The organism is Pseudomonas sp. F1_0610 (genome assembly GCF_047470865.1).
Classification (GTDB): Bacteria; Pseudomonadota; Gammaproteobacteria; order Pseudomonadales; family Pseudomonadaceae; genus JAZDRH01.
Map to the genome: position 1 here is coordinate 86,057 of NZ_JAZDRH010000006.1, position 13,101 is coordinate 99,157.

The window sequence follows — 13,101 nt, forward strand, 5'->3', positions numbered from 1 at the left end:
CTTCGCGATGACGCCCAATTCCGCAAAGTGCCCGTTACAACTGAACGAGCGTGGCAACTTACGCCATTTTTTATCCCTTGATGGCTTACCACGCGAATTACTCACCGAAATATTAGATACGGCTGACTCCTTTTTAGAAGTGGGTGAGCGTGCTGTTAAAAAAGTGCCATTATTGCGCGGCATGACGGTATTTAACGTATTTTTTGAAAACTCAACACGCACACGCACCACCTTTGAACTAGCGGCTAAACGCCTATCCGCTGATGTTATCAACCTGAATGTTTCCACCTCTTCAACAAGCAAAGGTGAAACTCTTACCGACACCTTGCGCAATCTTGAATCCATGGCGGCAGATATGTTTGTAGTGCGCCACGCCAATTCAGGTGCAGCTCATTTCATTGCTGAGCAGGTTTGCCCAAATGTAGCTATCATCAATGGTGGCGATGGTCGCCATGCACACCCGACCCAAGGCATGCTGGACATGCTGACTATTCGTCGCAATAAAGGTGATTTTAGCAAGCTATCTGTCGCCATCGTCGGCGATATTCTGCATTCTCGAGTTGCTCGCTCCGATATGCTGGCTTTGCGTACGCTCGGCTGCACTGATATCCGTATTATTGGCCCACAAACCTTACTGCCTGTTGGACTAGAGCAATATGGTGTAAAGGTTTACACCGATATGGATAAAGGGCTAGAAGGCGTTGATGTAATCATAATGCTGCGTCTACAACGTGAGCGTATGCAAGGCGGATTACTGCCAAGCCAAGGTGAATACTTCCGCCTATATGGATTAAGCGAAAAACGCTTAGCGCAAACCGCGACAGACTCTATTGTGATGCACCCTGGGCCGATTAACCGTGGCGTTGAAATTGACTCTATTGTTGCTGACTGCGCCCAGTCCCGTATTTTAGACCAAGTGACTTATGGTATTGCAGTGCGTATGGCTGTAATGTCCATGGCCATGAGCGGCCAACAAGAACAGCAGCAAATCAATACCGCCAAGGAGGCACTATAATGCGCATGCAGATCAGCGGTGCACGCCTTATTGATCCCACTAATGGCGTTGACCAAATTACCGATATCTTTATTCAAGACAGCAAAATTGTCGCCATTGGCAAGATGCCACGTGACTTTGTCGCAGAGCAAATGATTGATGCAACAGGCTTAGTAGCTGCACCGGGCTTGCTTGATCTTGGCGTTTCGCTACGTGAGCCTGGGCATACACGCAAAGGTAACATTAATAGTGAAACCTTAGCCGCTGCCGTTGGTGGCGTAACAGGGCTATGTTGCACACCTAACACTAAGCCAGTTATTGATAGCACTGCCGTTGTTGAGCTGATTTTAGATCGCACCAAAATGGAAGGTCATACGCGTGTCTACCCTATTGGCGCGTTAACGCAAAATCTTGATGGCGAGCATCTTGCAGAATTAGTCACACTGCATAAAGAGGGCTGTGTTGCCTTTAGCAATGATCTTGCACCTATGGCAAACAATCGGGTACTGCGTCGTGCATTAGAATATGCTGCCAGTTTTGGCTTAACGGTGATTTTTAAATCACAAGACCACGACCTTGCTGCCGATGGCGTTGCCCATGAAGGCGCGGCTGCTAGTTTTCGTGGTTTAACGGGCATTCCAGAAACTGCTGAAACTGTTGCTTTAGCCCGTGATTTATTGCTGGTCGAACAAAGCGGCGTACGTGCGCACTTTAGCAATATCACCACAGCACGTGGCGCAAAACTTATTGAACAAGCACAAAAGCGCGGATTAGATGTCACTGCTGACGTAGCCATGTATCAGCTTTTCTTAACAGATGACATGGTGCTGGACTTCTCCAGTAACTTCCATGTGCAACCGCCTATCCGCAGCCTTGCCGACCGTGATGCTTTACGTGAAGCTGTAAAATCTGGCGTTATCAGTAGCATTGCAAGCCACCATCAACCGCAAGATAAAGACGCTAAAGAAGCCCCTTTTGCGGAAACAGAACCTGGCATTAGCAGTGTTGAACTCCTACTTCCTCTCGCGCTAACACTGGTGCATGAAGGGATTTTAGACCTGCAAACCGCCATAGCTAGACTCACCAGCGGCCCTGCAAGCGCCTTAAAGCTAAACGCAGGCAGTTTAACCGTTGGCGCTAATGCCAACCTTGTGCTTTTCGATCCTGCTGGAACAACCTTAGCAGGAGAGCATTGGTACTCCAAAGGACGTAACTGCCCCTTCTTTGGACAATCACTCAATGGCAAGGTGCACTACACCATACGCAAAGGAAAAATAAGTTACCAAGCATAAAAAAGCTTGACCTAAAAAACATAATAGGTTTTGATTCGCAACTTAAACTTTCGACTTGAAACCTATTATGTCTAAACTCACAACACCTCAACGTCGCCACGCTATTATCAGCCAGCTAGAACGCCAAGGCGAAGTTAATGTAGATGAGCTAGCGCGGCAGTTTACTGTTTCTGAAGTTACGATTCGAAAGGATTTAACTGCTCTTGAAAAAAACGGCTTACTCTTGCGCCGTTATGGCGGTGCTATTGCGATCCCCCAAGAGCTTATCAGCGAGCCTAATAGCCCTGTTTCCGCCTATAAAAAAGCTATTGCCCAAGCGGCCATGCAACGCATTCCCTTGCATGCACGCATTCTTATTGATAGCGGCAGCACAACCGCCAGCATGATTCCGCTCCTAAATAATCGCCCTGACCTTGTGATTATGACCAATTCCCTGATGATAGCTAACGCCATTCGCGAATTAGAACCTGAGCCAACCCTATTAATGACAGGCGGCACTTGGGATCCACATTCTGAATCCTTCCAAGGACAAGTGGCCGAGCATGTATTGCGCTCCTATGATTTTGACCAACTATTTATTGGCGCAGCTGGCATAGATTTGGCGCGCGGAACTACCAGTTTTAATGAGTTACTCAACCTATCTCGAGTAATGGCGGAAGTGGCTCGGGAAGTTATTGTCATGCTTGAGGCTGACAAAATAGGCCGAAAAATTCCTAATCTAGAGCTGCCTTGGAGCAGCATCACCACATTAATTACCGATGAACGTCTACCTGAGGCTACAGCGCAGGCCATTAGCCAGCAAGGCGTGCAAGTCATCCGTGTAAGTTTGAAAGGAGCCGAATAATATGTGTGGCATTGTAGGTGCAATTGCAGAGCGAAACGTTACTGCCATTTTGATTGAAGGTTTAAAACGCTTAGAATACCGCGGCTACGATAGCGCTGGTGTAGCTGTTTATACTGATCAAGGTTTAGAGCGCTGCCGCCGCACAGGCAAAGTAGCCGAATTAGCCAGCGCACTGGACGCTCATCCACTACTTGGTAAAGTGGGGATTGCCCACACTCGCTGGGCGACACACGGCGCACCCAGTGAAGATAATGCCCATCCGCATTTTTCAAATAATGAACTAGGCGTAGTACATAACGGTATTATTGAAAACTACCAAGAACTACGCGAAGAACTCAAAGCACAAGGCTACATCTTCACTTCACAAACAGACACTGAAACCATTGTGCACTTACTGCATTCTTTACGTAAACAACATGACTCTTTACTAACTACCCTACAAGCGGCTGTGCGCAAACTTGAAGGCGCTTACGGTTTAGCTGTGATTGAAGCCTGCAATCCCAAGCGCATTTTAGCTGCACGCAGTGGTAGCCCATTAGTCATTGGTTTAGGTATTGGCGAAAACTTCCTTGCCTCTGATCCTTTAGCATTACGCCAAGTCACTGACCGTTTTATCTACTTAGAAGAAGGCGATATTGCCGAGATCGAACGCGAGCAAGTACAGATTTACGATGCCAACTTCACGCCCATCAACCGTGAAACAGTGCAATATCTAGACAATGCCGAAAGCGCTGACAAAGGTGAATATCGCCACTTTATGCTCAAAGAAATCTACGAGCAGCCCAAAGTAGTACAACGCACCTTAGAAGATCGCCTAGCCAAAGATCACGTACTCGCAAGCAGCTTTGGCGCAGACGCAGAAACACTATTTCAACACGTACAAAATATTCAAATTGTTGCCTGTGGCACCAGCTACCACGCAGGAATGGTCGCACGCTATTGGATTGAAAGCCTAACCAACACACCTTGCCAAGTTGAGGTAGCCAGCGAATTTCGCTACCGCCATGTTGCCATTCAACCAAACACTCTGTTTATTAGCATTTCTCAATCAGGCGAAACGGCAGATACCCTTGCCGCTTTGCGCAACACTAAAGACAAAGGCTACTTAGCTAGCTTGGCTATTTGCAACATAGGCACAAGCTCACTGGTACGTGAGTCTGACCTTGTATTACTCACCCGCGCAGGCCCAGAAATTGGCGTTGCCTCCACTAAAGCCTTCACCACGCAACTCGTTGGTCTATTGCTCTTTACCTTAGCATTAGGTCGTGCACAAGGCCGGTTAAATACCCAAACCGAGAAAGAAGCAGTAGCCGCATTACGCCTATTACCAAGCAAACTCAATGACGCACTCTCCATGAGCGCACAAATTGAAAGAACCTGTGAATTTTTTGCGGAAAAACAACATACCTTATTCTTAGGACGCGGCGAACAATACCCTGTGGCCATGGAAGGCGCGCTAAAACTGAAAGAGATTTCGTATATCCATGCCGAAGCCTATCCCGCTGGCGAATTAAAACATGGGCCACTCGCCTTAGTAGATAGTGAAATGCCTGTGGTTGCCGTTGCACCTAGCAATGAGCTATTAGAAAAACTCAAATCTAACCTACAAGAAGTCCGCGCCCGTGGTGGCGAACTCCTTGTCTTCGCCGACCGCGCCGCCCACTTCGAAGACAGCGCCGACACCCACGTTATTCACATGCCCAGCATCCACGAATTGCTAGAGCCTATGCTCTATACCATTCCCCTACAACTGCTGTCCTACTATGTCGCTGTACTAAGAGGCACAGACGTAGACCAACCCAGAAACCTAGCAAAATCAGTGACAGTAGAGTGATCTGCTGTTGCTGGTTGAGTTTTCTGTGGGAAGATAATAAAGTATTAAACCAAACAAAATAGATCTAAACTATGACAATAAAGTCTTAAACTAAGCAAGATAGTTGTAGACTGAAATCAGTCCAGTTATGCTGTGAAAAAGCATACTGGACTTTTGTTATGGCTAAAGCAAACTCTTCATTTTCTGAAGTACAAATTGCCCGTCGTATTAAAGAGGGGCGTGGCCAAGGGCATGGTAAAGACTATATTCCATGGCTAACAGTACAAGAAGTTCCTTCCTCAGGTCGTTCCCACCGTATTTATTCTCATAAAACGGGACGAGTCCATCATTTGCTATCTGATTTAGAGCTTGCTGTTTTTCTCAGTCTTGAGTGGGAGAGCAGCGTGCTAGATATACGCGAGCAGTTCCCCCTATTACCTAGTGATACCAGGCAGATTGCAATAGATAGTGGCATTAAGCATCCTGCTATTCGCGGTGTAGATCAGGTTATGTCTACTGATTTTTTAGTGGACTGCAAAGATGGTCCTTTTGAGCAGTTTGCTATTCAAGTCAAACCTGCAGCAGCCTTACAAGACGAGCGTACCTTAGAAAAACTAGAACTAGAGCGTCGTTATTGGCAGCAAAAGCAAATTCCTTGGTTCATTTTTACTGATAAAGAAATAAATCCCGTAGTAAAAGAAAATATTGAATGGCTTTATTCAGTGAAAACAGAAGAAGTTTCTGCGGAGCTTTTAGCACAACTACCTCCATTGGCCCATATCCTGCAAGAAAAAGGAGATAAAAACATTATCAATGTCTGTAAGCAGGTTGATATTGCTTATGATTTGGAGCTAGGCAAAACATTGAGTGAGATACGAACCTTAACCGCAAATGGTTTTATTAAGTTCAATATTTATAAGTCTTTCAGGGCAAATAAGTGTGCAGATCTCTGTGTTAGCCAAGTAGTGAATATGGAGGAGTTGCGCTATGTGGCAAATTAATGAGGTTGTGCTATTTGATAATGATCCGTATCGTATTTTGGCTATAGAGGATGGCCAAGTTGTCTGGATGCAAATAAGCGCTGATAAAGGAGTTCCACAAGCTAGGGCTGAGTTGTTGCTAATGCAGTATTTAGATGAAGGCCGCTTAGTTAGAACTGATGACCCTTATGTACATCTTGATTTAGAAGAGCCGTCTGTAGATTCTGTCAGCTTCCAGAAGCGCGAGGAGGGTTATCGAAAAATTCTTCCTATTATTAATAGTAAGGATCGTTTCGACCCTAAAGTCAGAAGCGAACTCGTTGAGCATGTGGTCCAAGAATATAAGGTTACTAAGGCTACAGTTTATAAGTTGTTACGCCGTTATTGGCAGCGTGGTCAAACGCCTAATGCATTAATTCCAGACTACAAAAACAGCGGTGCACCAGGGGAAAGACGTTCAGCGACAGGAACAGCAAAAATTGGCCGAGCCAGAGTGTATGGTAAGGGTGAAGGAACCAAGGTTACCCCCGAGATTGAACGGCTTTTTAGGCTGACCATAGAAAAGCACCTGTTAAATCAAAAAGGTACAAAGACCACCGTTGCCTATAGACGATTTATGGACTTGTTTGCTCAGTATTTTCCTCGCATTCCCCAAGAGGATTATCCAACGCTACGTCAGTTTCGTTATTTTTATGATCGAGAATATCCTAAAGCTCAGCGCTTAAAGTCTAGAGTTAAAGCAGGGATATATAGAAAAGATGTACGACCATTAAGTAGCACAGCAACCTCTCAAGCATTAGGCCCTGGTAGTCGTTATGAGATTGATGCCACGATTGCTGATATTTATTTAGTGGATCATCATGATCGCCAAAAAATCATAGGAAGACCAACGCTTTACATTGTGATTGATGTGTTTAGTCGGATGATCACGGGCTTTTATATCGGCTTTGAAAATCCGTCTTATGTGGTGGCGATGCAGGCTTTTATAAATGCTTGCTCTGACAAAACGGCGATTTGTGCCCAGCATGATATTGAGATTAGTAGCTCAGACTGGCCGTGTATAGGTTTGCCAGATGTGTTGCTAGCGGACCGTGGTGAGTTAATGAGTCATCAGGTCGAAGCCTTAGTCTCAAGTTTTAATGTACGAGTAGAAAGTGCTCCACCTAGACGTGGTGATGCTAAAGGCATTGTGGAAAGCACTTTTAGAACACTACAAGCCGAGTTTAAATCCTTTGCGCCAGGCATTGTGGAGGGCAGTCGGATCAAAAGCCATGGTGAAACAGACTATAGGTTGGATGCATCTCTGTCGGTATTTGAGTTCACACAAATTATTTTGCGCACGATCCTATTCAGAAATAACCATTTGGTGATGGATAAATACGATCGGGATGCTGATTTTCCTACGGATTTACCGTCTATTCCTGTCCAGCTATGGCAATGGGGTATGCCGCATCGTACAGGTAGTTTAAGGGCTGTGGAGCAAGAGCTGTTGCGAGTAGCGTTACTACCTCGCCGAAAGGTCTCTATTTCTTCATTTGGCGTTAATTTGTGGGGGTTGTATTACTCGGGGTCAGAGATTCTACGTGAGGGTTGGTTGCAGCGGAGCACTGATATAGCTAGACCTCAACATTTAGAAGCGGCTTATGACCCAGTGTTGGTTGATACGATTTATTTGTTTCCGCAAGTTGGCAGCCGTGTATTTTGGCGCTGTAATCTAACGGAACGTAGTCGGCAGTTTAAAGGCCTCTCATTTTGGGATGTATGGGATATACAGGCACAAGAAAAACACAATAAAGCCAATGCGAAGCAGGATGAGTTAACTAAACGCAGGGAGCTTGAGGCGTTTATTCAGCAAACCATTCAGAAAGCGAACAAGCTAACACCTAGTTCTACTGAGTCCAAATCAACACGTATTAAGCAGATTAAAATCAATAAAAAAGAAGCCGTGACCTCAGAGCGTAAAAAACGTGCGGAGCATTTGAAGCCAAGCTCTTCAGGTGATGAGGCTAAAGTTATTCCTTTCAACGCAGTGGAAGTGGATGATCAAGAAGATTACAGCCTACCCACATACGTGCCTGAATTATTTCAGGATCCACCAGAAAAGGATGAGTCATGAGTGCTACCCAGATTCAAGCGGTTTATCGTGATACGGGGGTAGAGGCTTATCGTGGTAATCCTTTTATCGAGGCCTTACCACCATTACAAGAGTCAGTGAATAGTGCTGCATCACTGAAATCCTCTTTACAGCTTACTTCCTCTGACTTGCAAAAGCCTCGTGTTATCAGAGCCCATACCATTTGCCGTACTCCAGATGACTATTTTCAGCCATTAGGTACTCATTTGCTACTGAGTGAGCGTATTTCGGTCATGATTCGAGGTGGTTATGTAGGTAGAAATCCTAAAACAGGTGATTTGCAAAGGCATTTACAAAATGGCTACGAGCGTGTTCAAAAGGGAGAGTTAGAGGCATTTCGCTTTGAGGAGGCTCGGTCCACGGCACAAAGTTTATTGTTAATTGGTTGTTCTGGTAGTGGGAAGACGACTTCTCTTCATCGTATTCTAGCCACGTATCCTCAGGTGATTTACCATCGTGAGCTCAATATAGAGCAGGTGGTGTATTTGAAAATAGACTGCTCGCATAATGGATCGCTAAAAGAAATTTGCTTGAATTTTTTCAGAGCGCTGGATCGAGCCTTAGGCTCGAACTATGAGCGTCGTTATGGCTTAAAACGTCATGGTATAGAAACCATGTTGGCTTTGATGTCGCAAATAGCCAATGCTCATGCTTTAGGGTTGTTGGTTATTGATGAAATTCAGCATTTAAGCCGCTCTCGTTCGGGTGGATCTCAAGAGATGCTGAACTTTTTTGTGACGATGGTGAATATTATTGGCGTACCAGTGATGTTGATTGGTACCCCTAAAGCACGAGAGATTTTTGAGGCTGATTTGCGGTCTGCCCGTAGAGGGGCAGGGTTTGGAGCTATATTCTGGGATCCTATACAACAAACACAACGTGGAAAGCCCAATCAAGAGTGGATCGCCTTTACGGATAATCTTTGGCAATTACAGCTTTTACAACGCAAAGATGCGCTGTTATCGGATGAGGTCCGTGATGTATGGCATGAGCTAAGCCAAGGAGTGATGGACATTGTAGTAAAGATTTTTGTACTCGCACAGCTCCGTGCGCTAGCTTTAGGCAATGAGCGTATTACCTCTGGTTTATTGCGGCAAGTGTATCAAGATGAATTGAAACCCGTTCATCCCATGCTAGAGGCCCTACGCTCGGGTATCCCAGAACGCATTGCTCGTTATTCTGATCTAGTCGTTCCCGAGATTGACAAACGGTTAATCCAACTTCAGCTAGATATCGCAGCGATACAAGAACAAACACCAGAAGAAAAAGCCCTTCACGATTTAGATACTGAAGATCAGCGTCATTTATATCTGATGCTGAAAGAGGATTACGATTCAAGCTTGTTAATTCCCACTATTAAAAAAGCGTTTAGCCAGAATCCAACGATGACAAGACAAAAGTTACTGCCTCTTGTTTTGCAGTGGTTGATGGAAGGCGAAACGGTAGTGTCAGAACTAGAAAAGCCCTCCAAGAGTAAAAAGGTTTCGGCTATAAAGGTAGTCAAGCCCAGCGACTGGGATAGCTTGCCTGATACGGATTTACGTTATATCTATTCACAACGCCAACCTGAAAAAACCATGCATGAACGGTTAAAAGGGAAAGGGGTAATAGTGGATATGGCGAGCTTATTTAAACAAGCAGGCTAGCCATGAGAAACTTTCCTGTTCCGTACTCGAATGAGCTGATTTATAGCACTATTGCACGGGCAGGCGTTTATCAAGGGATTGTTAGTCCTAAGCAGCTGTTGGATGAGGTGTATGGCAACCGCAAGGTGGTCGCTACCTTAGGTCTGCCCTCGCATTTAGGTGTGATAGCAAGACATCTACATCAAACAGGACGTTACGCTGTTCAGCAGCTTATTTATGAGCATACCTTATTCCCTTTATATGCTCCGTTTGTAGGCAAGGAGCGCCGAGACGAAGCTATTCGGTTAATGGAGTACCAAGCGCAAGGTGCGGTGCATTTAATGCTAGGAGTCGCTGCTTCTAGAGTTAAGAGCGATAACCGCTTTAGATACTGCCCTGATTGCGTTGCTCTTCAGCTAAATAGGTATGGGGAAGCCTTTTGGCAACGAGATTGGTATTTGCCCGCTTTGCCATATTGTCCAAAACACGGTGCTTTAGTCTTCTTTGATAGAGCTGTAGATGATCACCGACATCAATTTTGGGCTTTGGGTCATACTGAGCTGCTTTCAGACTACCCCAAAGACTCCCTATCTCAATTAACAGCACTAGCTGCTTATATAGCCCCTCTGTTAGATGCTCCACGAGCGCAAGAGCTTTCCCCAAGCCTTGAGCAGTGGACGCTGTTTTATCAGCGCTTAGCGCAGGATCTAGGGCTAACCAAAAGCAAGCACATTCGTCATGACTTGGTGGCGGAGAGGGTGAGGCAGACTTTTAGTGATGAGGCACTAGAGAAACTGGATTTAAAGTTGGCAGAGAACAAGGACACGTGTTGGCTGAAAAGTATATTCCGTAAGCATAGAAAAGCCTTTAGTTATTTACAGCATAGTATTGTGTGGCAAGCCTTATTGCCAAAACTAACGGTTATAGAAGCGCTACAGCAGGCAAGTGCTATTACTGAGCACTCTATAGCGACAAGACCTGTCAGCCAGTCTGTGCAACCTAACTCTGAAGATTTATCTGTTAAGCATAAAGACTGGCAGCAACTAGTGCATAACTACCAAGGAATTAAGGCGGCAAGACAGTCTTTAGAGGGTGGAGCGCTATACGCTTGGCTTTACCGACATGACAGGGATTGGCTAGTTCACTGGAATCAACAGCATCAACAAGAGCGTCTGGCACCCGCCCCTAGAGTTGACTGGGGACAAAGAGATCGAATAGCTGTACGACAACTGCTAAGAATCATAAAGCGTTTAGATAGTAGCCTTGATCACCCAAGAGCGACATCGAGCTGGCTGTTAAAGCAAACTCCTAACGGAACCTCTCTTGCAAAAAATCTACAGAAACTGCCTTTGGTAGCGCTTTGCTTAAAGCATTACTCAGAGAGTGTGGAAGATTATCAAATTAGACGGATTAGCCAAGCTTTTATTAAGCTTAAACAGGAAGATGTTGAGCTTAGGCGCTGGCGATTATTAAGAAGTGCAACGTTATCTAAAGAGCGGATAACTGAGGAAGCACAAAGATTCTTGGAAATGGTTTATGGGGAAGAGTGAGTGGTTAGGCTAGCTACATTTAATGACAATGTGCAGGTTGTACATATTGGTCATTTATTCCGTAACTCGGGTCATAAGGAGTGGCGTATTTTTGTTTGGTTTAATCCAATGCAAGAACGGAAATGGACTCGATTTACTCATTTGCCTTTATTAAGTCGAGCTAAGGTGGTTAACAGTACAACAAAGCAAATAAATAAGGCGGATCGTGTGATTGAGTTTGAAGCATCGGATCTTCAACGAGCCAAAATAATCGATTTTCCTAATCTCTCGTCCTTTGCTTCCGTACGCAACAAGGATGGAGCGCAGAGTTCATTTATTTACGAAGCTGAAACACCATATAGCAAGACTCGTTATCACATCCCACAGTTAGAGCTAGCTCGGTCATTATTTTTAATTAACTCCTATTTCTGTCGAAGCTGTTTGAGCAGTACCGCTTTACAGCAAGAGTTCGACGTTCAGTATGAGGTTGAGCGAGATCATTTAGAGATAAGGATCTTGCCCAGTTCATCGTTTCCTAAAGGGGCGTTAGAGCAGTCGGCCGTAGTGCAGCTTTTGGTTTGGTTGTTTTCGGATCAAGATGTTATGGATTCGTATGAAAGTATTTTTAGGTACTATCAACAAACTAGAGAAATTAAGAACGGCGTTGAAAGCTGGTGCTTTAGCTTTGACCCTCCGCCCATGCAGGGTTGGAAATTACATGTAAAAGGACGTTCTTCTAACGAGGATAAGGATTATTTAGTTGAGGAAATAGTAGGTTTAGAAATCAACGCTATGCTTCCTAGCACAACAGCTATTAGCCATGCCTCTTTTCAGGAAAAGGAGGCAGGTGATGGTAGTGCGCAGCACATAGCGGTTTCAACAAAGTCAGTTGTTGATGATGAGCATCTACAGTTGGACGATGAGGAAACAGCCAATATAGACACAGACACACGAGTCATAGAGGCTGAGCCGACATGGATAAGTTTTAGTAGACCTAGTCGAATTGAAAAATCTCGCAGGGCAAGAAAAAGTAGCCAAACTATTTTAGAAAAAGAAGAAGCAACAACAAGTGAAAATAGTAATTTGGTTAGTACTGATGAGCCACACTTAGGTGGTGCCCTAGCAGCGGCAGATGTGGGTGGGAAGCAGGATGCAACCAATTACAACTCTATTTTTGCCAATCGTTTTGCAGCCTTTAATGAGTTAATTTCAATTCTAAAAATTAAATTTGCATGTCGGGTGCTTTTTGAAGAAACCTTGGTTTTGCCAAAAGTTGGGCGTAGCCGATTACATCTGTGTAAAGATGGCTCACCAAGAGTGATTAAAGCCGTTGGGGTGCAACGTAATGGCAGTGAATTTGTATTGCTAGAGGTGGATGCATCGGATGGGGTGAAAATGCTTTCTACCAAAGTGTTGAGTGGCGTTGATAGCGAAACATGGCGGAATGATTTTGAAAAGATACGGCGTGGAGTGGTGAAGAGCTCATTGAATTGGCCAAATAGTTTGTTTGATCAATTATATGGACAAGACGGGCATAGAGGGGTGAATCATCCAAAGAGGTTGGGGGAGCTGCAAGTATCGAGAGAGGATATGGAGGGGTGGGCTGAGAGAGTGGTTAGAGAGCAATTTACGCATTAAAGGAATGACTGAAACCCTAGTTACTTTAATCAGCTGTTAGTGAATTAGCTAATCCTCAATAACATCATTTTCTTGAGCATGGTTAGGCTGAGAGTTATAGCAGCTTTGACTAATTTGAAAGACTAAGCAGGCTAGACGCATACGCACGTTGTGTCATCTCTTTATGCCGAGAATTCGAGTCATTATGTGACCTTTCCCCAATAAGGTGGCGACGTTATTACGCAATCTATCAATGAATCAGGGAGTTCTTTC

Annotated in this window: 9 protein-coding genes; all 9 read left to right on the forward strand. The window is 44.9% G+C overall.

Annotated features, from left to right (window positions below; all coding sequences use genetic code 11):
- The first annotated feature begins 7 nt into the window (after window positions 1-7).
- The 9 genes from VQ643_RS05325 to VQ643_RS05365 all read left to right on the forward strand — a co-directional run bounded on the left by VQ643_RS05325 (window position 8) and on the right by VQ643_RS05365 (window position 12,849).
- Entirely contained in the window at window positions 8-1,015 is a 1,008-nt protein-coding gene (locus tag VQ643_RS05325; protein ID WP_414198259.1) for an aspartate carbamoyltransferase catalytic subunit, read from the forward strand.
- Complete coding sequence (locus VQ643_RS05330) at window positions 1,015-2,286, forward strand: dihydroorotase (protein WP_414198260.1); 1,272 nt, start codon at window positions 1,015-1,017, stop codon at window positions 2,284-2,286. The genes VQ643_RS05325 and VQ643_RS05330 overlap by 1 nt, the downstream gene beginning before the upstream one ends.
- Window positions 2,287-2,353: 67 nt before the next feature.
- Window positions 2,354-3,130 carry a DeoR/GlpR family DNA-binding transcription regulator gene (locus VQ643_RS05335; RefSeq protein ID WP_414198261.1) on the forward strand — a complete coding sequence of 259 codons (777 nt, stop codon included), beginning with the start codon at window positions 2,354-2,356 and terminating at the stop codon, window positions 3,128-3,130.
- 1 nt (window position 3,131) lies between these two features.
- The gene (glmS, locus tag VQ643_RS05340; RefSeq protein ID WP_414198262.1) at window positions 3,132-4,964 is read left to right on the forward strand and encodes a glutamine--fructose-6-phosphate transaminase (isomerizing); all 1,833 of its coding nucleotides are present in this window, start codon (window positions 3,132-3,134) and stop codon (window positions 4,962-4,964) included.
- Between the two features lie 158 nt (window positions 4,965-5,122).
- A complete protein-coding gene (locus VQ643_RS05345; protein WP_286594413.1) occupies window positions 5,123-5,944 on the forward strand; it encodes a TnsA endonuclease N-terminal domain-containing protein in 822 nt (273 codons plus the stop codon).
- Window positions 5,931-8,039, forward strand: coding sequence for a transposase (locus VQ643_RS05350; RefSeq protein WP_414198263.1), 2,109 nt, complete (start codon window positions 5,931-5,933; stop codon window positions 8,037-8,039). Before VQ643_RS05345 ends, VQ643_RS05350 begins: the two co-directional genes overlap by 14 nt.
- Window positions 8,036-9,703, forward strand: coding sequence for an AAA family ATPase (locus VQ643_RS05355; protein WP_414198264.1), 1,668 nt, complete (start codon window positions 8,036-8,038; stop codon window positions 9,701-9,703). Before VQ643_RS05350 ends, VQ643_RS05355 begins: the two co-directional genes overlap by 4 nt.
- A gap of 2 nt (window positions 9,704-9,705) precedes the next feature.
- Window positions 9,706-11,232 carry a TnsD family Tn7-like transposition protein gene (locus VQ643_RS05360; protein WP_414198265.1) on the forward strand — a complete coding sequence of 509 codons (1,527 nt, stop codon included), beginning with the start codon at window positions 9,706-9,708 and terminating at the stop codon, window positions 11,230-11,232.
- Window positions 11,233-12,849: a Tn7-like element transposition protein TnsE gene (locus VQ643_RS05365; protein WP_414198266.1), complete on the forward strand. Its 1,617-nt coding sequence runs from the start codon at window positions 11,233-11,235 to the stop codon at window positions 12,847-12,849.
- The last annotated feature ends 252 nt before the right edge of the window (window positions 12,850-13,101 follow it).

Bases quoted from the DNA above. Each gene is read 5' to 3' on its own strand.
- VQ643_RS05325 (WP_414198259.1), top strand. From the start codon at position 8: ATGACGCCCAATTCCGCAAAGTGCCCGTTACAACTGAACGAGCGTGGC.
- VQ643_RS05330 (WP_414198260.1), top strand. From the start codon at position 1,015: ATGCGCATGCAGATCAGCGGTGCACGCCTTATTGATCCCACTAATGGC.
- VQ643_RS05335 (WP_414198261.1), top strand. From the start codon at position 2,354: ATGTCTAAACTCACAACACCTCAACGTCGCCACGCTATTATCAGCCAG.
- glmS (WP_414198262.1), top strand. From the start codon at position 3,132: ATGTGTGGCATTGTAGGTGCAATTGCAGAGCGAAACGTTACTGCCATT.
- VQ643_RS05345 (WP_286594413.1), top strand. From the start codon at position 5,123: ATGGCTAAAGCAAACTCTTCATTTTCTGAAGTACAAATTGCCCGTCGT.
- VQ643_RS05350 (WP_414198263.1), top strand. From the start codon at position 5,931: ATGTGGCAAATTAATGAGGTTGTGCTATTTGATAATGATCCGTATCGT.
- VQ643_RS05355 (WP_414198264.1), top strand. From the start codon at position 8,036: ATGAGTGCTACCCAGATTCAAGCGGTTTATCGTGATACGGGGGTAGAG.
- VQ643_RS05360 (WP_414198265.1), top strand. From the start codon at position 9,706: ATGAGAAACTTTCCTGTTCCGTACTCGAATGAGCTGATTTATAGCACT.